At 70.6% G+C, this 20,197-nt stretch carries 21 protein-coding genes; 3 read left to right on the top strand and 18 right to left on the bottom strand.

The window, feature by feature from the left end; translation table 11 throughout:
- Positions 1–30: 30 nt before the first annotated feature.
- The gene (locus ABZT74_RS24455) at positions 31–1,278 is read right to left on the bottom strand and encodes an acyl-CoA dehydrogenase family protein (RefSeq protein ID WP_356438068.1); all 1,248 of its coding nucleotides are present in this window, start codon (positions 1,276–1,278) and stop codon (positions 31–33) included.
- Between the two features lie 916 nt (positions 1,279–2,194).
- Here ABZT74_RS24455 and ABZT74_RS24450 point away from each other — a divergent pair.
- Complete coding sequence (locus tag ABZT74_RS24450) at positions 2,195–3,361, top strand: alanine--tRNA ligase-related protein (protein ID WP_356438064.1); 1,167 nt, start codon at positions 2,195–2,197, stop codon at positions 3,359–3,361.
- Between the two features lie 61 nt (positions 3,362–3,422).
- Here the strand turns inward: ABZT74_RS24450 and ABZT74_RS24445 are convergent, their stop codons facing one another.
- From ABZT74_RS24445 to ABZT74_RS24390, 12 genes are all read right to left on the bottom strand, one after another.
- Positions 3,423–3,863: a glutaredoxin domain-containing protein gene (locus tag ABZT74_RS24445; RefSeq protein ID WP_356438061.1), complete on the bottom strand. Its 441-nt coding sequence runs from the start codon at positions 3,861–3,863 to the stop codon at positions 3,423–3,425.
- Between the two features lie 74 nt (positions 3,864–3,937).
- Entirely contained in the window at positions 3,938–4,957 is a 1,020-nt protein-coding gene (locus ABZT74_RS24440; protein ID WP_356175582.1) for an alcohol dehydrogenase catalytic domain-containing protein, read from the bottom strand.
- Positions 4,958–5,250: 293 nt separating this feature from the next.
- Entirely contained in the window at positions 5,251–6,045 is a 795-nt protein-coding gene (locus ABZT74_RS24435) for an enoyl-CoA hydratase/isomerase family protein (RefSeq protein WP_356438058.1), read from the bottom strand.
- Entirely contained in the window at positions 6,042–7,289 is a 1,248-nt protein-coding gene (locus ABZT74_RS24430) for a cytochrome P450 (RefSeq protein WP_356438054.1), read from the bottom strand. Before ABZT74_RS24430 ends, ABZT74_RS24435 begins: the two co-directional genes overlap by 4 nt.
- Before the next feature lie 93 nt (positions 7,290–7,382).
- Positions 7,383–8,765 (bottom strand): cytochrome P450, encoded by a 1,383-nt coding sequence (locus ABZT74_RS24425; RefSeq protein ID WP_356438051.1) that lies wholly within the window; start codon positions 8,763–8,765, stop codon positions 7,383–7,385.
- A 10-nt stretch (positions 8,766–8,775) separates the two neighbouring features.
- Positions 8,776–9,336, bottom strand: a complete 561-nt coding sequence (locus tag ABZT74_RS24420) for an ATP/GTP-binding protein (RefSeq protein WP_355876043.1) — start codon at positions 9,334–9,336, stop codon at positions 8,776–8,778.
- 3 nt (positions 9,337–9,339) lie between these two features.
- Positions 9,340–9,723 carry a DUF742 domain-containing protein gene (locus ABZT74_RS24415; RefSeq protein WP_355876040.1) on the bottom strand — a complete coding sequence of 128 codons (384 nt, stop codon included), beginning with the start codon at positions 9,721–9,723 and terminating at the stop codon, positions 9,340–9,342.
- Entirely contained in the window at positions 9,716–10,558 is an 843-nt protein-coding gene (locus ABZT74_RS24410) for a roadblock/LC7 domain-containing protein (RefSeq protein WP_356175573.1), read from the bottom strand. The genes ABZT74_RS24415 and ABZT74_RS24410 overlap by 8 nt, the downstream gene beginning before the upstream one ends.
- Positions 10,555–11,736, bottom strand: coding sequence for an ATP-binding protein (locus ABZT74_RS24405; protein WP_355876034.1), 1,182 nt, complete (start codon positions 11,734–11,736; stop codon positions 10,555–10,557). The genes ABZT74_RS24410 and ABZT74_RS24405 overlap by 4 nt, the downstream gene beginning before the upstream one ends.
- A gap of 274 nt (positions 11,737–12,010) precedes the next feature.
- Positions 12,011–12,913 (bottom strand): alpha/beta hydrolase, encoded by a 903-nt coding sequence (locus ABZT74_RS24400; protein WP_356438048.1) that lies wholly within the window; start codon positions 12,911–12,913, stop codon positions 12,011–12,013.
- Positions 12,913–13,260, bottom strand: coding sequence for a hypothetical protein (locus tag ABZT74_RS24395; protein WP_356438044.1), 348 nt, complete (start codon positions 13,258–13,260; stop codon positions 12,913–12,915). The genes ABZT74_RS24400 and ABZT74_RS24395 overlap by 1 nt, the downstream gene beginning before the upstream one ends.
- Positions 13,227–13,466 carry a hypothetical protein gene (locus ABZT74_RS24390; RefSeq protein ID WP_356438041.1) on the bottom strand — a complete coding sequence of 80 codons (240 nt, stop codon included), beginning with the start codon at positions 13,464–13,466 and terminating at the stop codon, positions 13,227–13,229. Before ABZT74_RS24390 ends, ABZT74_RS24395 begins: the two co-directional genes overlap by 34 nt.
- A gap of 134 nt (positions 13,467–13,600) precedes the next feature.
- Here ABZT74_RS24390 and ABZT74_RS24385 point away from each other — a divergent pair, with 134 nt between their 5' ends.
- Complete coding sequence (locus tag ABZT74_RS24385) at positions 13,601–14,044, top strand: MarR family transcriptional regulator (protein ID WP_356438039.1); 444 nt, start codon at positions 13,601–13,603, stop codon at positions 14,042–14,044.
- Positions 14,045–14,147: 103 nt separating this feature from the next.
- Here the strand turns inward: ABZT74_RS24385 and ABZT74_RS24380 are convergent, their stop codons facing one another.
- From ABZT74_RS24380 to ABZT74_RS24365, 4 genes are all read right to left on the bottom strand, one after another.
- On the bottom strand, positions 14,148–14,465 hold the full coding sequence (locus tag ABZT74_RS24380) for an ankyrin repeat domain-containing protein (RefSeq protein ID WP_356438036.1): 318 nt from the start codon (positions 14,463–14,465) through the stop codon (positions 14,148–14,150).
- A gap of 43 nt (positions 14,466–14,508) precedes the next feature.
- Positions 14,509–15,099: a cysteine hydrolase gene (locus ABZT74_RS24375; protein ID WP_356438033.1), complete on the bottom strand. Its 591-nt coding sequence runs from the start codon at positions 15,097–15,099 to the stop codon at positions 14,509–14,511.
- A gap of 112 nt (positions 15,100–15,211) precedes the next feature.
- Positions 15,212–16,579: an MFS transporter gene (locus tag ABZT74_RS24370; RefSeq protein ID WP_356438090.1), complete on the bottom strand. Its 1,368-nt coding sequence runs from the start codon at positions 16,577–16,579 to the stop codon at positions 15,212–15,214.
- 64 nt (positions 16,580–16,643) lie between these two features.
- A complete protein-coding gene (locus tag ABZT74_RS24365) occupies positions 16,644–17,090 on the bottom strand; it encodes a MarR family transcriptional regulator (protein WP_356175555.1) in 447 nt (148 codons plus the stop codon).
- Positions 17,091–17,410: 320 nt separating this feature from the next.
- On the opposite strand from ABZT74_RS24365, the gene ABZT74_RS24360 reads away from it, so the two are divergent.
- On the top strand, positions 17,411–19,768 hold the full coding sequence (locus tag ABZT74_RS24360) for an ATP-binding protein (RefSeq protein ID WP_356175552.1): 2,358 nt from the start codon (positions 17,411–17,413) through the stop codon (positions 19,766–19,768).
- Here ABZT74_RS24360 and ABZT74_RS24355 read toward each other — a convergent pair.
- The gene (locus ABZT74_RS24355) at positions 19,720–20,196 is read right to left on the bottom strand and encodes a response regulator (RefSeq protein ID WP_356175630.1); all 477 of its coding nucleotides are present in this window, start codon (positions 20,194–20,196) and stop codon (positions 19,720–19,722) included. The genes ABZT74_RS24360 and ABZT74_RS24355 overlap by 49 nt on opposite strands.
- Position 20,197: the final 1 nt, after the last annotated feature.

The following is a 20,197-nucleotide window of genomic DNA, read 5'->3' as shown; positions in this document are numbered from 1 at the left end:
CCGGTCGGGCGGTGCCACGGGGTCTCTCGGTCAGAAGGGCAGCGTGAACGGAGGGTGCGCGCCGTTCAGGAAGTAGTCGCCGACATCGCGGACCCGGTGGGCGACCGGCTCGTACAGCGTGTGGGTCCGTGCGTTGCGCCAGAAGCGGTCGAAGCCGAGCCGTGAGGAGGCGGCGCGAGGGCCGATGATGTCGAGGGCGCGGGCGGTGGACTCCTGCGCCGCTCTGGAGGCGGCGCCCTCGGTCATGGCCACCAGGACGGAGAGTTCGGCGCACTCGTCGTAGGTGAGGTTCTCTCCGTGTGCGAGGCCGACGCGCACGGCGTCCGAGGCCTGGGCGGCCAGTGCGGACGCGGAGCGGACCAGGACGGTGAGTTCCCCGAAGACCGCCAGCACGTGCGGGTCCTGCGGCGAGCCGGCCGGCCGGCCGGGGTGCCGGTCGCAGTAGCCCGCTCTGCTGTACTCCCGGGCCTCGGCGAGCACGCCCTCGGCCATGCCGAGCAGCAATTGGACGGAGAGGAGGCGCCCGACCGGAGCGGAGAGGGCTGTCAGGGGTGACAGGACGTCCTCGTCCGCGGACAGCGAGCCGAGCACGTCGCGGGTGGCGACCGGAACGCCGTCGAACTCCACGCTGCCACCGGCCGCGAGCCGCTGGCCGAAGGTGTCGGCGTCGGCGTCGATCCGCACGCCGTGATGGGCGGGGTCGACGGCGACGGCGAATGGTTCGCCGGTGTCGGCCCGCTCCGCCCGCACCGCGAGACGGTCGGCGACCAGGACGCCGGTGGCGTACGTCTGCCTCCCGCTGAGCACAAAGTGGCCGCCCTTCCTGACCAGGGTCGGCGGCGGGTCCTGCCGGGCGAGGCCGCCACCCCAACACCCCTGTACTTCCGTCGACTTGCGCTGTGACGGAGTTCCGCGGTGCGGCTGGGGCCGCGGGGCGGCGGCCGACTGGGAGAAGTGCCGGGCGCTCCAGGACAGGAAGTAGTGACAGCCGAGCAGTTGGCCGATCGCGCCGTCGGCGGCGGCGATCTCCCGGACGACGGCGTAGGCCGTCGACCAGTCCCCGCCCCCGCCCCCGGACTCCGCCGGTACGAGCAGCGACAGCAGCCCCGACTCACGCAGGCGGGACACCTCGTCGAACGGGATCTTCCCGGCCTGCTCCCTGGCCACCGCGTCCGTGGCCAGGTCGTCGGCCGTCTCGCGAGCGACCTGCAGCCAGTGGGCGGGTCCGGACCCGTCGGATTCCGGCTCGGCTCCGGACGGCGCGGTGGCGGGGCCCATGGCGATGGTCTCCTCAAGTTCGGCGTCACGATGTGGTGTTGGGGCTCGTGCGGGTCGGGCGACGCGTGCGCGAGGCCCGGGCTGCTGCGTGAGGTGGCGATCCTTCGCCCAGCCGTCAGGACGGTCCCGGTGGGGACGTCGAACACGGAGAGCGAGCGTTCCCGGCCCTCTCTGAGGCCGGGTTCGCATACGTCCCCCTCGAAGACCTGCTGAGGGTGCGCTGCGGTGGCGGCGCTGAATCTCAGGGGTGCCGCGCGAGAGTGGAAACGGCGAGGCGGGGTCCGGTCGGACCTCGGGTCGCGGTGACGCGCGTGCCGGGTGCGGTGCCCTAGGCGCGACAGGCGGCGCCGGCGACGCGGCCAAAGTCGATATGCCGACGACGAACCAGTCGTAGCTGCGGAAGGGCCATGTACATCATCCTGCGCAGTCGGCGGTCGGGCCGTCAATATATTCCTAGTAAATCGATAGGAAATGTAGGGAACGCAACATCGACGGTCTGCTCCGGTCATCCCTCCACGCGGGCGGCGGCGCGTTTCGCCATCGGTGCCGGATACGCGGTGTGCCGGGGGCCGTCGACGGACAGTGCCTGTCAGCGGCGCGTCGCCTTCCTGATCGCCATCGCCGACGGGACGGAGACGGTGGCGTCGCCATGACGGACTCGGTGCGGCGGGAAATGGCGTGCCGACGGGCTGCCGTGTCCGTTACCGTCAGCCCATGAACGTCACCGGCCGAGGCCTCACCGCAACCGCGCGAGCGACCAGCTCACCGGTTGCCGCCGTCTGACCTTCCCCCATCCACCGGCGACCGGAAACGGCCCGTCGGTGGTTCCGTGGCGTTCAGGCTCTCCTGCCCCGGTGTCGACCCGGCGGACCCGTTGTCCGGTGCCTCCCCGCATTGACGCGAAGGAGACCCCGTCATGAAGACGGATCAGATCGTCCGCACATTCGTCGAGTTCTTCGAGGAGCGCGGGCATCACCGCATCACCGGCTCGACACTGTCGCCGCCGAGTGGCGACCCGGTGCTGTTCACCACCTCGGGCATGCATCCCCTCACGCCCTATCTGCTGGGCCGGCCCCATCCGCTCGGCAGACGTCTGGTCAACGTGCAGCGCTGTCTGCGGACCACGGACCTGGAGGAGGTCGGCGACGACACCCATCTCACGGTGTTCGAGATGCTCGGCTCCTGGTCACTCGGCGACTACGAGGGTCCGCAGAGCCTCGACTGGGGCCACCGTCTGCTCACCGAGGGTCTGGGCGTCGATCCGAGCCTGCTGTACGTCACCGTCTTCGCCGGTGACGAGCAGACCGGGCCGGACACGGATTCGCTGAGGCTGTGGGAGGAACGCGGAGTCCCCGTGGAACTCACCGTCGAGGACAACTGGTGGTCCAACGGACCGGTCGGACCGTGCGGCCCCGACTCGGAGATCTTCCTGTGGAGCGGTGACACCCCTCCCCGGTCGACGCCCAGTCGCGACGATCGCTGGGTCGAGGTGTGGAACCACGTGATGATGCGCCATCGACGGCTCGGCGACGGATCCCTCGTGCCGCTTCCCCAGCGCAGCGTCGACACCGGACTCGGCCTGGAACGGCTCGCCTGCCTGCTCCAGGGCAAGTCGTCCGTCTTCGACTGCGACGTTTTCGAACCCTGGCGGCGCCTCGTGCCGCCCCTGTGGCCACTGGACGAACCCTCGCTCCGTGTCGTCCTCGACCATCTGCGCTCGTCCGTCGTGGTCGTCGGCGACGGCGTGCGCCCGTCCAACACGGGACAGGGCTACGTACTGCGCCGCCTCGTGCGACGCGTGCTCACCGTGCTGTGGCGGGGCGAACCCTCCCGCACGCTCGGCGACCTGCCCGACGACCTGGTGCGTCACACCCTCGATGACTTCCGGCAGGCCGTGGACCCCGGAGAGGTCCGCCGGGTGCTGCTGGACGAGGAGGGCCGGTTCCGCCGTCTCATGGAACGGGGCCGGCACCTCCTGGCCCGCCCCCGGTTCCAAGGTCCCTTGGGGGACGAGGACTTCCACTACCTGCACGACACCCACGGCCTGCCACGGGAGCTGGTCCTCAACCTGCGGGAGGAGTGAGGCACCGTCATGGTCCGCGCCGAGGGGGGCAGTTCACGTGCACGGGCGGTCCTCGCGTCGCCTATCGCGGTACGGACGTGATCTGCGCGCGTACCCACTCAGGGTCCGGGTTGACGTGGGGGCGGCCCGCGACGAGGACCGTCGGAACGGTCTCGTTGCCGTCGTTGGCCGCCCGCACCACCTCCGCGCCCGCGGGGTCGCGCCAGATGTTCACCCAGTGGATCCGACGGGAGCCACGGCCCAGCCGCATGCGCAGCCGCAGGCAGTACACGCATCCTGGCCGCCAGAAGACGACCGGCCGGCCGTCGACCGCGCTCAGGCTCTGCGCCTCGACGGCGCCGATCGACCGCGGGAAGGCCAGGGGCGAGTGCATGCCCGCGAGGATCACGAACACCGGCAGGAGTACGGCCGCGAGGCCGGGGCTCCCACGCAGGGCCGTCCCCGTCGCCACGAGAGAGCCGCAGAGCAGCAACAGCAGAGGCAGGATCCAGGCGCGCACCATGATGACGCAGGCTACCGGTACGTCGCCCCGTACCGGGCACGGCAGCCGGCCCCCTCGACCGCTCGCCCCGTTCCTCAGGACATGGTCAGCACCATGCGGAACCGGGCGTCACCGGACAGCATCCGTTGATAGGCGTCGCCCACTCCGTCCAGCGGTACGGTCTCGATCATCGGACGGATCCCGTAGAGCGCGCTGAAACCCATCGTGTCCTCGACGTCCTGCGAGGTGCCGGACGGATGACCGCGAACGACCCTGCCCGGGATGAGGAGTTGGGTGGGAGTGACGTCCAGGGACGACATGTCCGCGCCGACCACGATGAGTTCACCACGGGGAAGCAGTCCGTCGATGACCGCCGAGGTGGCCTGGGAACTCGCCGCCGTGGCCAGCACCGCCTTGGCGCCGCCGAGAGCCTGCAACGCCTCGGAGGGCGAACCGGCGGTGCTGTCGATGTAGTGGTGCGCCCCGAGCTGTTCGGCCAGTTCGGCCTTGGCACCGCCGCGCGCGATGACCACGGTCTCGAAACCCATGGCGACCGCGTACTGGACGCCCAGATGCCCGAGACCGCCGAGTCCGAGCACGCCGACCAGGTCACCGGGGCGGGCCGAGCTGCGCCGCAGACTGTTGTAGACGGTCACACCCGCACAGCCGAGAGGCGCCGCCTCCGTGAAGGACAGGCCGTCCGGGATCCGCGCCAGCGCGTCCTGCGGCACGATCACGGACTCGGCGAACCCGCCGTCGTAACTCCAGCCGGGCACCATGAGGTTCTCGCACACGATGAAGTCGCCCTGACGGCACGGCCTGCAGTGGTGGCAGCTTCCGCCGAACCAGCCCACGCCGACACGCTCGCCAGCCGTCCAGCCCTCGTGGACACCCTCCCCGATCTCCTCGATGCGCCCGGCGATCTCGTGGCCGACGACCAGGGGGAAGGTCACGCCCGGCAGCCCGGCACTGATGAAGAAGACATCGCTGTGGCAGATCCCGCAGGCCTCCACGCGCACGCGCACATGACCGGGGCCCGGTTTGGGCACCTCGCGCTCGGCGATCTCGAACGGACCGTTCGCGACCTGGACCTCCGCGACCCGATAGGTGCTCATGGCATCTCCCTCGTGCATGCGTGAAACGCCCCGCTCTCCAGCGAACCAGCTCCCGCGGGATCACGCACGCCGAGACGCCCGAGCCTCCTGTCTCCGGGGACGACGGACCGGCCACGGCGGACCATCGCCGTGTCGGATCAGTCGACTCGTGGAGGTTTGCGACCGCGGCCCCGCCGGGCAGGCGGTCCCCCATGATCCGGTCCAACACCCGTGTCGAGGCCCCGATGAGCACTCCTCGGGGCCCAACCCCCCTGTGCGGCGGTCCGGTTCCGCACAGGGGTCGGGGCGTGCCCCTACAGGGCCGTCAGGTCGCGGCTCTGCGGCCGGGTGAGGTGGGCGGTCAGGAGGTGGGCGTCGAGCAGGGAGACGTCGGCGGTGCGGGACGCCTGCGAGAAGCCGGTGAGCATACGTTTCGTCAGGACCAGACTCTCGGGAGCGCGTCGGACGAGCGGCCTGGTCCAGGCCGCCACGGTCCGGTCGAGCTCGTCGACCGGGGCGACCTTGTGGAGCAGACCGAGCCGATGGGCGGTGTTCGCGTCGAACACCTCGCAGGTGAGCATGAGTTCGCGGATCCTCGCGACACCGGCCTCGGAGACGAGCCGCCCCATCGCGCCTCCCCAGGCCGGGGGCAGGCCGAGGCCGACCTCCGGCATGCGGAACCGGCAGGTGTCGGCACCGACGCGCAGATCGCAGTAAGCGGCGAGGGCGAGACCTGCCCCGACGACCTTGCCGTGCAGCCGGGCGACGGTGATGGCGTGGGTGTTCTCCAGCGCCCGGCAGAGGCGTTGGGCCTTGTCGGCGATCCGGCGCATGGTGGCGCCGGCCGGGTCCGCGTCGAGCGCGGCCAGGTATTCCGTGCGGTCGGCACCGAGACAGAAGTCCTCGCCCAGGGAGGAGAGGACCACGACGCGGACGTCTGGCCGGTCGTGCAGCTCGTCGAGCAGGGCGGTCAGTTCGTCGAGGACGGCGACGCCCAGTGTGTCGTCCAGGTGCGAGGGGTTGAGGCGCACGTGGAGGACTGGTCCGTCCCGCTCGGTGCCGATGGAGCCGGGGGAGTGCGCCGGGAGGGCGGGAAGTATGTCGTTCATGCGAGGGCGACGTCCAGGTTCAGCAGACGCCTGAAGGCGACACGGGGTGCCCTCTGCGGGCGCCGCACGAGGGTGAGGCGCGGCAGGCGTCCAACCAGTTGACGGAGGAGGGTCTGGGCCTCGAGGCGGGCCAGTGGGGCGCCGAGGCAGTAGTGGATGCCTCCGCTGAAGGCGAGGTGGGCCGGTTTTCGCCGAGGGTCGAAGCGGTCGGGATCGGGGTGCTTGGCCGGGTCCCGGTGGGCCGCTCCCACCATCAGGTGGACCATGTCGTTCGCGTGGATCTCGACACCGTCCAGGACGCAGTCCTGCGCCGCGACCCTGCTGATCACGTGCGTGGGTGAGTCGTAGCGCAGGGCCTCCTCCACGAACGCGGGCACGATGTCCGGGTCCGCCGCGACCATGTCCCACCGCTCGGGATGTTCGAGGAGCAGGAACGTCATGGTGGACAGCAGGGTGGAGGTCGTCTCCAGCGCGGCCAGCAGAATGAACAGGACCAGCAGGTAGACGGCTTCGTCCGCCTTCTCCTGGTCCGGTTCTATGCCGTCCCATGTGGCGATCCACCGGGACACCGGGTCGTCGCCCGGATGGCGGCGCCGGTGGCGCACCACCTCGGTGAGATAGGAGCGCAGTTCGGCCATGGCCGCGTCGGACTGCGCCAACTGGCTGGCGGAGGGCAGCAGTTCCTGCGTGAAGACCTGGTCGTGGGTCAGTTCGCGCAGGCGCGGCCAGTCCGCGGGAGGCAGCCCCAGCCAGTCACCGATGGCGGCGATCGGCAGCTCCTCGCTGACCAGGGCCGCGAAGTCCGCCTCACCGTGCCGCAGTTGCTCCTCGAGGGTGTCGATGAGCGTGTCGGTCACCCGGCTCACCGTGCGACCGATCTGCTCGATGGTTCCGCGGTCGAAACTTCCCGCCGCCCGCCGCACCCTGGTGTGCTCCGGCGGATTGAGCGCCGGCAGGGTGCGGCCTATCTCGCGCGAGGAGAAGGCGCTCCAGCGGGTGCGCGGTCCCTGGCTCTCGCGCCAGTTCCTGTCCGGCTCCAGCCAGTTGGCGCTTCGGAGGATCTGGTCGCAGGCGGCGAAGCCGGTGACGAGGAAGCCTCCCCAGGGCGCGGGGCTGACCCCGCCTCGCGACCGGAGTTCCGTGTAGATCGGAAAGGGGTCGGCTTGGCCCTCTGCTGTCCGCAGGCGGGAGAAGAGGGCGACGGCAGTCCGACGGTCGGTGGACGGTGTCGTGGCGATCCCCACGGTGGCGGCTCCTTTCTGAGCAAACGCCGCCATGCATACCCGCGGGGTCATTGAAGCATCCAATAACACTCTGGTCTCTTAGGGTTACCTACGTCACTCGCCTCGCGTCCATGCCAGGAAGCGGCTGAAGAGTCCCCCCTTGTGCTGCGGCGCGGCGTGCGCGGCAGGACGGGCGCCGGGGGCCCCGGAGGCCTGCTGGGCCGAGGCGGACGTCTGCGCCGCCTGAGCGGGCAGCGAGTGGGCCTGCTGGGCCGCTGCGGAGGGCACCGGGCGCGGGGTGAAGCGGATCGGGACGGTCACCAGGGAGCGGCTCCAGGGCGCGGGCACCCAGGAGAGGTCCTTGAAGGGGACGCGCAGTTCGACGTCGGGGAGACGGTTGAGCAGGGACTCCACGGCGGTGACCGCGATCATGAACGCCGGGTCCTTGGCGGGACAGGCGTGGGGTCCCGCACCGAAGGCGAGGTGCGCCTTGCCGCTGAGCTGCTCACGGTGCTCGGTCAGCTTCGGGTCGGTGTTGGCGGCCGCGAAGGAGACGAGGACCGGGTCGTTGGCACGGAGCGTCCTGCCACCCAGTTCGACGTCCTGCGTCGGGTAGTGGGCCGCGTAGTTGGCGATCGGCGCGTAGTTCCACAGCGTCTGGACGACGGCGTCCTCGATGGGCAGACCGGCCTGCCACTCGTCGCCGAGGTACAGCGCGCTGCTGGTCCCGATGGCGGCCGCCAGGGGTGCGGTGCCGCCGGAGAGCAGGGTGACGAGCTGGTGCAGCACCTCCTCGTCGGTCAGACCCGCGGGGTGCTTCATCAGACGGGTGGTCAGGTCCTCGCCGGGCTGCCGGTGCTTGAGGGCGATCAGCTCGGCGAGTGCGCCTCCCAGCACCTCGTCCGCGCCGGGAGTGCCCTCGAAGATGCCGCTGATCCCGACGATGACACGGTCACCGATCTCGGGCGGACAGCCGAACAGGTCGCTGAAGACCAGCAGCGGGAGCGGCTGGGCGTAGTCCGCCATCAGCTCCGCCTGGCCACGGAGTTCGGTACTGAACCGGCTGATGAGGTAGTCGGCGGACTGCTGCACCTGCCGGATCAGCTGGAGTTCGTTGACGGTGGCCAGACTGTCGGTGACCGCCTGCCGGAGCCGCGCGTGCGCCGCGCCGTCGCTGAACAGGGCGTTGGGCCGGTAGCCCATCATCGGCAGCGCCGGGCTGTCCGCCGGGACCCGCCCCTCGTTCAGCGCGTTCCAGCGGCGCGAGTCGCGCACGAACCAGGCCGGGTTCTGCAGGATGTACAGGCTGGCGTCGTAACTGGTGACCAGCTCGACCTCGACACCCGGCGCGATGTCGACGGGCGCGCTGGGACCGGCGGCGCGCAGCTCGGCGTAGTGGGCCTCAGGATCGGAGCCGAACTGCGGGCCGAACAGCTGGACGTTCCCGTGCGCGGGGCAACCGGGCGGTATGCCGGGCGTGTTGAAGGGCTGCTGCATGGCGTGTCTCCTAGCCGAGGACGGTCATGAGGTGGGTGACGAGGGCGATGAGCGCCTGCGCGGAGGACTGCTCGTCGCGGACGTCGCAGTGCACGATCGGTGTTTCCTCGGAGAGGTTGAGTGCCTCGCGTACTTCGTCGAGCGGGTAGTCCGGTGTGTTGTCGAAGCGGTTGACGCCGACGGCGTACGTCAGGCCGAACCGCTCGACCAGGTCCAGGATGGCGAAGCTCTCGTGGAGCCGCGTGGGGTCGACCAGTACCAGGGCGCCCAGCGCGCCCCGGGACAGTTCCTCCCACATCTCCTTGAAGCGTTCCTGCCCGGGGGTGCCGAAGAGGTAGAGGACGAGCTCCTCGCTGAGGGTGAGCCGGCCGAAGTCCATGGCGACCGTGGTGGTCGTCTTGTCCGGCGTCCCCGACAGGTCGTCGAAGCCCTCGCTCGCCTCGGTGATCTCCTCCTCGGTCTGCAGCGGCTCGATCTCGGAGATGCTGCCGATGCAGGTGGTCTTGCCCACCCCGAAGTGCCCGACGATGAGTATCTTCACGGAGTTGGAGACGGCTGGATCCAGATACACGAGTCACGCTCCGAATCGGGTTCGCAGGCCGTCGAGCACGGCGCTGAGCAGTTCGCGGTCGACACTCTCGGCGCGGGGCACGGGCTTCCTCACGAGGATGAGGCCGTTCTCCTCCAACTGCGCCAGCAGGATGCGCACGATGCCGATCGGCAGGTGCGTGTGGCCCGACACCTCGGCCACGGACAGGAACCCGTCCGCGACGAGGTCCAGCACCTTGCGTGCCTCGGGGGACAGCACGGGCGCCGCACCGGGCGCGTCCTCGTGGGCGGTGACCAAGGTGGTGTGCTCGTACTCGTGGTCCGCGGGAAGCTCGCGTCCGCCCGTGATCACGAACAGGGGGACTAAGGGCGCCGTCAGTTCCAGTTCGTCGTCCGGTCCGTCATGCATCGTCGGCCCTCTCTCCCTGGGGTGCCCGCTTCGCGAGCAGTGTGGGAACGGCGTCCTCGAGACGTGCGGTGAACTCTTCGATGTCGCAGTCGTGGTCGGCGGACGCGGCGAGGAACGCGCCGTCACCGGCCGCGATCAGGAAGATCCAGCCGTGCTGGAACTCGATGACCGTCTGACGCCACTCGGCGTCCTTCAGGCCACCCGCGAACTGCGAGGTGACACGGCTGTAGGCGTGAATGCCCGTCATGGCCGCGGAGATGGTGTCCGCGAGGTCCTTGCTCATCCCGGACGTCGCGCCCCGCGGGAGCCCGTCCGACCCGAGGAGTACGGCGTGCCGGGCGCCCGGCACATCGGCGATGGCCTGGTCCAGCGCGGCGAGCACGAACCCCGAGGAGCCCGTCCCCTCGCGCAGGGCGGCCGCGTCGTCGCTGCGGGGGTCACCGGCGCTCACCCGCGGCGGTGAGGTGAGGTTGTCGCCCAGCCGGGCGACGAGGCGGTGCATACGGAACGAGATCTGCTGCAGGTCGACGTCGGGTTCCGCGGCGGCGGCCAGGTAGGCACCCTGCCCCGCGCCGATGAGGAAGATCCATCCGTGGGAGAACTCGATGACCGTCTGGTTCCACCGCCGCTCCTCGGCCGGGCCGGCGAAGTGCGCGGTGGCCCGGCTCAGCGACTGCATGCCGGCCATGGCGGCGGAGATGGTCCGAACGTCCTTCGGGGTCAGCCCGTCCGTGGACCCGCGGGGAATGCCGTCCGCGGACAGCACCACGGCGTGCCGTGCCCGGGGGACGTTGTCCACGATGTCCCGGACCATCCACGACATGTCTGTGGTCATGCGTCTTCGGACCCTTCGGGCGAGGGAACTGCGAGGTCGCGGCCGGAGAGAGTGCCACGCTGGAGGGCACCGAGCCCGCCGGAGCCGCGGGCGGTCCTGCGGGGCGTCCGGGCCGGCGGAGTGTCCTCGTCGTCGGTGAGGCTCGCGACGGGCTCCTGACGGTCCGCCCGCTTCGGCAGACCATGCAACGTACGCGTCGCGGGCTGCTCCTCCCGGCTCTCGACCCGGCGGATCCTCGTGACGGGGGCCTCCTTCGGGGTCGGCGGGGTCTCCTCCACGGTCCACAACTCCTCGGGCAGCAGGACGACGGCCCGGACGCCGCCGTACCGGGAGACCCCGGTGACGTCCACCTTGAAGCCGTACTGACGGGCGATCAGGCCGACCACCGGGAAGCCGAACTTCGGCTGGGTGCCCAGCTCGGACAGGCGCGGGACGGACTCGCCGGACAGCAGCGTGGTCGCCTTCTGCCGGTCCTCGTCGCTCATGCTCACGCCGGCGTCGTCGATGACGATGCAGAGGTTGCTCTGGACCCGCTGGAACGTCACCTCGATCGGTGCGTCGTGCTGCGAGAAGCTGGCAGCGTTGTCAAGCAGCTCGGCCACGGCGAGTGCGACGGGCGCCACGGCGGACGCCTTCAGCGCGATGCCGCTCTGTTGCATGATCTGGACGCGGTGGAAGTTCCGGATCTGCCCCTGCGCGCTGCGCACGACGTCGTACACGCTGGCGGGCTGGTTGCGGCGGCCGAGCGGGGCACCGCACATGACCGCGATGCCCTGGGCCTTACGGGCCATCTGCGCGTTGGCGTGGTTGACGTCCAGGAGGTCGGAGAGGACCGCGTGTCCGCCGTACTTGCGCTGGATGCTGTCGAGGAGCGTCGTCTGCTCGGCGGCGAGGCTCTGCAGGAAGCGGGCCGCGCCCTTGAGGACGGCCTTGGTACTCTCCTCCGCCGACCGCTCGGCCTCCTGGATGACGGCGGCCTGTTCGTCACTGAACTTCTGCAACTCCGCGCGCGAGTGCCCGAGTTTGCCCTCGGACTCGCTCAACTGCGCGGTGAGCGCCGCCTCGACCTGCTTCCTCCTGGCCCCGAGGGCCTTGTTGCGGATGACGAGGACCACGGCTGCGCCGACGGCGACCGCCGCTGCCGCGGCCAGACACCATATGAGCGTGTCTTGATTCATGGAAACCTTTCCTGGTGCGTGGCATGCAGGCATCGCCAGATACACCCCGAAAGGGCCCGCGACACATCCGCTAACTGCATGACCGCTGTTACACGAAGAGCAGGCCGACCTCGGACCACCACGCAAGCCGAGTTGATCAAGGTCGAAGACGCGGGAATGCTATCACTGTGCGATGGCCTCCGGATCGCGACCCCTTTGACCGAATTCGACGCCAACGCGGCTGCTGGGTAGGCTTGTTGATACCCCTTCAGTTACCGCTGCGGCCGGTTCCGGTTCACTTTGCCGCAGGCGGCCGGATCATGCGCGGATCCGTTCGGCCACCGGCCCGTTCGTGGGCCCAGTGGAGCGAGGCGGCGAACACCTCCTCGACCTGGTCCTCGGGCAGGCCGTACCAGACGTGGTCGGCACCCGGCACGAGCCGCAGGTCGACCGGCGTCCCCACCTCCGAGAGTCGTGCGGCCAGTCGCGTCGCGTGCTCGGGGCCGACCATGGAGTCGTCCTCCCCGTGTGCGAGGAAGAAGGGAGGCGCTCCCGGACGTACCTGCTGGACGGGCCCGGCCAGGACGGCGCGCCGCGGATTCGCGGAGGGGGCGGCGCCCAGCAGCAGCGCCTCCGGGCTGAGCGTGTTGTCCGCGTCCAGGGTGAGGTCGGTCGGCGCGTACCAGACGACGGCACCGACGATCCCTCGTACGTCGTCGGCCAGGGCGAACAGCGCCGCGAGGTGTCCGCCGGCCGACTCGCCCCACACCACCGTCCTCCCGGTGTCGAGGTCGAGTTCGTCGGAACGTGCCGAGAGCCAGTCGAAGGCGCCGCGCAGGTCGTTGAGTTGGGCCGGGAACACGGCCTCGCCGCTGAGCCGGTAGTCGACCGAGGCGACCGCGAACCCCGAAGCCGCGATGCGGGCGAACGGACTCGGCTCCCACGAACGCATGCGATACCCCATGTCGCCCCGGTGGCCCCTGCGCCAGGCGCCCCCGTGCACGAGGAGGACCAGCGGATGCGGCCCCGTCCCCGCCGGCAGCCACAGGTCGAGTTCGAGCGGACGTGCGCCGGGCACCTCCGCGTACGGGACGCCGCGGTACAGCCGCAGCCCGTCACCGACCGGTGCCGGCGGCGGGAGCGGTGCGACGCCGGGGTGGGGCGGCGCGATCAGCGGGCGGAGGTCCGGCGCGGGCATCAGACCTTCCACTGGTGCTGGGGCAGGAACCGGACGTCGTACTGCTGGGGCACGGTGCCGAACTTCTGCGGCTCGGGGACGTAGGGCTCCTGGGGGAGTCCGAGCGACTCCGTGGGCGTGCCCAGGTTCTCGAAGAAGCGCTCGAAGGTGCCCGAGGGTCCCGAGGCGACGCCGACGATGCGGCTGCCGTTGCGCTCGATGCGATAGGCGTGGGGGCAGTTCTTGGGTACGAAGCCGAAGTCCCCACTGGTCAGCAGTTTCGTGTGCTGCGTGCCGTCGGGCTCCTCGACGTAGAGCCGGACCGCGCCGTCCGTCACGAAGAACACCTCGTACGTGTCGGCGTGCATGTGGGCGGGGATGATTCGCCCTTGGGGCCCTCGCACGTGAAGAAGTTGAAGGTGTTCTCGGTCTGCTCGCCGCCCGCGTACACGGTGAACAGGTCGGTGAAGAGGTGAGCCCTGTCGCCCATGCCCTTCTCGACGAAGTAGGGCTTTCCGGGCTCCGGCGGGAGGTGCGAGGCGGGGCGGTAACGGGTGGCGTACTCGAAGGTCATGCGATCTCCTCGGAGTCGGCAGGGAATGTCGGGCTGCGAATGTCAGGCTGCCTGACATAGGTGTAAAGTAGCCTGACATGCCGGTCCGGGAGGTGCAATACCCGGGCCGTGGTCCGCGGGGAGGCGAGGAACGTATGGGTGGCCCAGGCCGCAACCTGCCGCAGTTGCTGGGCGCCGCGCGTCGGTGGTTCGACGAGGGACTGCTCGCGGCGCTGGAGGCCGAGGACGTGGATCCCGTCACCGCGACCCAGCTGCACGTCTTCACCGTTCTCGACGAACAGGGCACGACGGTGGCCGAGCTGGCCCGGCGCATGGGCGTCACCCGGCAGACGGCTCATCAGGCGGTGCACAGCCTGATCGCCGTCGGCCTGCTGGAGCAGACCCCGGACCCCGAGTCCGCGCGCCGACGGCTGATCCGCCGGACGCCCAAGGGCCGCACCGCGCACGAGCGGGCGGAAGCCATGGTCGGACAACTGGAGCGCGCGCTCGCCGCCCGCATCGGCGAGGACACCGTCACGGCACTGAGGGCCGCCCTCGAACAGCCCTGGGGCCCCCCACCCGAAGGCCTGGGCTCCTAACAGGCCATCTCATTTGGTGAAGTCGGCAGGCCGTGGGCCGTGCTGGGGATGGTCGAGCGGCTGGCGCAGGACGAGTTGTGGGGGCTGTTCCAGAGAGTGCGGCTCATTTGCTCATGTGGGTGCGCAACAGCTGAGCCGCCAGGTCATGCGCGTAGTAGGTGGCCATTTCCCAGGGCGTGCGACCGTCTGGATCCGCGAGTTCAGGATCCGCACCGAAGGCCAGCAGTACAGCAGTTGTGTGCACGGTCAACGGCTGACCGCTCTGCAGGGATCCGTCCCCCTCGGTATCGATCGCGTGCGTCAGCAGCGTCATGTTGCTGAAGATCTCATCGGGATCCGAACCGTTGGCGAGCAAGCGGGCCAGGGCCTCTGCATCCTCGTGCTCAACCGCGTGATGAGCGGGCGTCCAGTAGTCACTCACCATGGCATTCAACAACGTTCGAAACGCATCTACCAGCGACTGTCTACGCTGACCGCCCTTGCGGGCCGGCCGTCCGTCGGACAGAGGTCGTGAGCGTGTCGGCCCAGCCGCTCGTCGTCATGACCTCGCAGCGGCGGTCGAGGACCTGGGTGAGCAGGGTCGTGTGCAGGTCGGGGTCGCGGTCGGCGCAGGCGTCGGACAGGACCGTGACGCGGTAGTCCAGGTCTGCCGCCTCCAGGGCGGTGGACAGGACGACGCCGCTGGTGGCGATACCGGCGAGGACGAGGTGATCGATGCCCTGCGCCGTGAGGATCTGGCGGAGGTCGTTGCCCGCGAAGGCGCTGACGCGGTTCTTGTGCACCACGATCTCGTCGCCGCGCGGGGCGAGGTCTGGGTGGATGGCGGCACCCGGGTCGTCGGCGGTGAACAGGTGGAACGGCAGCGCACCGAAGATCTTGTCGGCGGGGTGGACGTCGAGGTGACCCGGGCGGAGCCGCAGGGCGACGTGGATGACGGTGACCTCGGCGGTCCGGGCCGTCTCCAGTGCCCGGACCGCGTCCGGCAGGTAGCCGTCGGGGACGTGCGCGATGTGGTTGAGCTGGACGTCCATGGAGAGGAGGGCGCTGCGGGACACGGCTTCTGCCTTTCACGACGGGTACGTGGTTCGGGAACGCCTGCGTGCACACGGGACTTGGTGATCCGCACGGAGGGGCCCTGCCTGCCCTCCCGCGCGTCAGGCCGCGCCGCTACGAGGACGTGGGAGACGCGGGAGCGGACGAAGGGCCGTCCGGGGCGGCCGAGCCCCGGCGCAGGCTCCGGTCGAGGACGGTGACGAGCAGATACAGCACGCCCGCGCCGAGCATGATCCAGGCGAGGCGGTGCATTCCCTCGGTACTGGCGCGCTCTCCGAAGGACGCGGCGGTGGCCGAGGAGGCGATCATCGACCCCACGTAGGCGAAGGTGCGCAGCAGGCCGGCGGACGAGCCGGTTCGCTCGGGATCGGCCTGGAAGTACACGGAGTTCTGCAGGGCCAGACTGTTGGACCCCTGGGGCACGCCGAAGACGACGGCGAGGAGGACCAGCGCCCACACCGGGCTCGCCGCGGTGAGCGTCAGCATCAACGCGCAGCCGACGATCTGGCCGACGCCCCCGAGCAGGAGCTTGCCGAGGACCCCGGCGCGCCGGCCGACGGTCACCGAGACACCGACCCCCACGAGGAACATCGGGATCTGCACCAGTCCCGCGTGGAACGGCGAGAGCCCGTAACTCTCCTCCGTCCACTGCGTGAATCCGTAGAGGAAGGCGTACGACACGACGTAGGCGACCAGGGCCCGCCCGTAGGTGGCCAGCAGTGGGGCGTTGCCGCCGAGGACGCGGAGGTCGATGAACGGTGTCCTCGCGCGCCGTTCCCGCAGGGCGAACGCGACCGCGGCGGCGACGGTGATCACCGGTAGGTACCAGTTGCCGGCGCGCAGGTTCATCAGGAACAGCAGCAGCGAGAAGAGCGTGGCCGCGAACAGCCCCATGCCCGGCAGGTCGACCTGGGAGGCCAGGCCACCTCGGCCGTCCGATCGCGCGCGGGGCTGCTTGGGGAGCCGCAGCCGGCCGAGTACGACGGCCACCACCGCGAGAGGGATGTTGAGCGCGAAGGTGGAGCGCCAACCGCCCAGCCCGATCAGCAGGCCGCCCAGCAGCGGGCCGACCACGGCGATGGTCTGGTTGGTGACGGCCAGCGTGGTCAGTACCCCCGCGGGACTGTCCTGCCCGGTCCGCTCGGCCTCGCTGCGCACCAGGGCCATGGCCGCCGGGTAGCCCGCACACGTGCCGAAGCCGAGCAGGACGCGTGCGGCGATGAGGACGCCGAGATTCGGCGCGAGCGTCCCGACCACGCCGGCGACGCCGACGAGGCTGGTACTGAGAAGGAAGAGGCGCCGGGGGCCGAAGATGTCGATCAGGCGGCCGACGATCGGCTGACCGAGGGCGGTGGCCAGATAGAGGGCCGAGACCAGCCAGGCGGTCTGCGAGGCCGGGGCACCGAACGCGACGCCGATCGGGACGAGCGCCACGGCGATGATGGTCGAGTTGACGGGGTTCAGGACCGACCCCAGCATCATCGGGGGGAGGAGCCGGTGGTCGAAGCCTGCCTTCCTGGTGTCGCCGGATACGGCGGTGCTCTGCTCAGTCACTGACGAGTCGCTCCAGTACGGCCATGGCCGCTATCACGGTCCGGCGTTCCTCTTCGGTGCACTTCTCCTGCAGCTCCCCTGCGAGCCATTCGCCGCGCGCCTGCCTGCCCGCCTCGGCCCGTCGGCGGCCCTCGGTGGTGAGCGCGATCAGCAGGCGACGGCCGTCCCCGGGGTCGCGGCGCCGTTCCACCAGACCCCGGCCCGCCAGGGCGCCGACCGTGGACGCCATCGACTGATGGCGCATCCCCTCGGAGACCGCCAGGTCACTGGTCGTGAGCCCTTGGTCGTCCGTCAGGCGGGCCAGCACCGACGCCTGGGTGAGGCTGAGGTCCTCGGTGCTCCCGGCGGCGCGGATACGGCGCCGCAGACGCCCGATGACACCTCTGACCAACTGTGAGGCGCGGACTGCTGAAGGCGACAGCGCACGATCGTCACTCATGGTTTCCAGCCTAGGATCGCCAGTTCAGGTTGTCCAGGTTACCTGCGCAGTTTAGCTGGAGAGCAGAGGCGTCGCGGGGTCGGAGGCGCGGCGTGCCGAACGGGCTCCCAGGGAAGGGAGTGCCGGATATGACGGACCGGGCGCTCCTCGCAGGGGCGGCGATCACTACCGAACCCCGCCGCCGGGACCACGTGCCGACCGAGAGGCGAAATCCCCGGCTGCGAGCCCGGGGCCGCACCGCGGCGGTGTCGCGCGTGCCGTCTCCCGGCCGGTGCGGCAGGATGCGCGGGAACGATCAGCTCAGGTGGAGGTGCGGTCCCGTGGGGGATGACTGGCTGTCGCAGCGGGCACAGGCGGCGGAGCAGGCGGTGCCGGGCGGCTTCGACCTGTCGGAGTGCGTCCGCGAGCCGATCCATCTCCTGGGCGGTGTCCAGTCGTACGGCACCCTGCTCGCCGTCGACGCGGCGACCGGTGTGATCGACACGGCGGCGGCGAACACGGGCCTGCTGCTCGGTGTGGCCGCCGAGGACCTCGTCGGCGGCCCCGTCACCCGGGTCGTGGAACCCGACGACTGGACCGAGGCACTGGAGGCGACGAGCGGTGACGAGGCGCCGTCCGCCGCGCTGCCCGTGACGGCCGGCGCGGGCAGCGCGCGCGGCACCTTCGACCTGTCCGTCCACCGCAGTGGCGAGCTGCTGGTGCTGGAGTTCGAGCCGCGTGACGAGCGGCAGGCGTTCCTCTTCTCCGGCTTCTACCAGGGCGTCCGCAGGGCGTTGGCCCGGCTCCGGTCGGCGTCGACGGTCACGGACGGCTGCCGCACCGCCGTGAAGGAGATCCGGACGCTGACGGGCTTCGACCGCGTCGTCGCCTACCGCTTCGACGGCCCGGACGGGCCGGGTGAAGTGGTGGCCGAAGAGGTCACCGAGGCCTGGGAGCCCTGGCTGGGACTCTGGTTCCCGGCCACCGACATCCCCCCGCAGGCACGCCGGCTCTACCAGGACAACTGGATCCGGGTCATCACCGACGTGGACGACCCGACCGTCCGCCTCCACCCCCAGGTCAGGCCGAGCACAGGACAGCCGCTGGACCTGTCGGGCGCCGCGCTGCGCACGGTCTCCGCATTCCATCTGGAGTACCTGCGCAACATCGACGTCCGCTCGTCCATGTCCGTCTCGGTCATGCGGGAAGGACGGCTGTGGGGCCTCATCGCCTGCCACGGGGCCGCCCCCAAGGTCCTGGCGCCGGAGGTCCGCTCCGCCTGTGAACTGTTCGGCGCCGCGTTCTCCCTGCAACTGGCCGCGATCGAGGAGCGCGAGCGGGCCGACGGGTTCGCCCGTTCCGGTGCCCGCGCGGGTGCCGTCGCCGAACTCCTCGACGCCGACGTCGAAGCGTCGCTGCTGCGCAACGAGGAGGCCTTCCGCGGGCTGACGAACGCCGACGGGGTGGCCCTCGCCCGGTCCGGCCGCGTGGTCACCGCCGGACTGCCGCTCCCGGACCGGCTGGCATCAGAACTGAGCCGCCGTGCCGCCCTGATGACGCCCGGCACGGTGTGGGCCACGGACCGGCTGCCGGAACTCCTGGCCACCGACACCGACGCCGACGCCGGCACCGATACCGACGCCGAGAACGGGCCGGTCGCTGAGCCGGACGGCCTCGCGGGCCTGCTGATGGTCTCGCTCGGCAGGTCGGGCGAGTTCCTCGCATGGACCCGCGCGGAGCGGCCGATGCCCCGTGAGTGGGCCGCCGACCCCGCGGTGCCCGTCCGCGTCGGCCCCCGCGGGGAACGGCTGACGCCCCGCGGCTCGGGCGCGGTGTTCCGTTCCGTCATGCGCGGCCGCAGCCTGCCGTGGACCGCCCAGGACCAGTCGGCGGCACTGGAGATGTGGCGCATGCTCACCGGCCTCGTCCTGCGCCACGCGAACGAGCTGGGCCGCCTCAACGACGAACTCCGCATGATCAACGTGGACCTGGACTCCTTCGCCCACGCCGCGGCCCACGACCTCAAGGAACCGCTGCGCGGCATCTCGAACGCCGCCACCTTCACCCTGGAGGACGCGGCGGACGACCTGGACGCGACCAGCGTGCGACGGCTGGAGACCATGCAGCGACTGGCCGGCCGCATGGACGAACTCCTCAACTCCCTGCTGCACTACGCCCGGTTGGGCCGCGGAGGCGTGCAACGCGTCGACGTGGCACTGGACGACGTGGTCGACGCCGCCCTCGAGGTCGCCGGCCCGCGCCTCGCGGACGAGAACGTCACGGTCGTACGCGAGGCCACCCTCGGCCGGGTCCGCGCCGACCCCGACCGGCTCTACGAGATCCTCGTCAACCTGCTGGTGAACGCGGCCAAGTACGCCGCCGACCGTCCCGACCGGACGGTCGAGATCGCCGTGGCGGCCGTGCCCACGCAGGACGGCGCGGGAAGCGAACAGGCCGTCCTGGTACGGGACAACGGGATCGGCATCCCTGCGGGCCGCCAGAGCGAGGTCTTCGACCTGTTCCGGCGGCTGCACGGGCCGGCCGAGTACGGAGGCGGCACCGGCGTGGGACTCGCGGTCGTGAAACGAATCGTCGAACGCCACGGCGGACGCCTCTGGCTGGAGAGCGAACCGGTGCAGGGCACGGCGTTCTACTTCACGCTGGGCGACCCGGGAACGGAGGCGTCCGGCCGCGCCTGACCCTTCGTCTGCTGCCAGTAGTCGATCGCGCCCTTGAGGACGGTACGGAAGAGGGCGAAGTTCACCGGCTTGTAGATGTAGCTGTCGGCGCCCGCCGCGTAACAGGCGTCGACCTCGGCGGGCGCCGTCGACGACGTGAACACGATCAGCGTGACCTCGGCGAGCTCCGGATGACCGCGGATCGCGCTGAGCACCGAATGCCCGCTCAGGCCGGGCATGTTGAGGTCCAGCAGGACGAGGCCCGGCAGTTCGGCCGCGTCCAGGAGCCGTTCGGCGATTCCGTCGCCATGGTCGGTGAACTCCAGCCGCAGGTCCGGGTGCGTGCGGTTCAGCGCCCGCTCGATGGCCTCGGCGTCCTCGGCGGAGTCCTCCACCACGAGGATCCATTGGTTGTCGACCCGCCGGCCGCCTTCGTCCGCGTGCCCCATG

The sequence above is a fragment of the Streptomyces sp. NPDC005302 genome (assembly GCF_040607345.1).
Lineage (GTDB): Bacteria > Actinomycetota > Actinomycetes > Streptomycetales > Streptomycetaceae > Streptomyces.
This window is presented reverse-complemented; position numbering and strand designations above follow the sequence as displayed.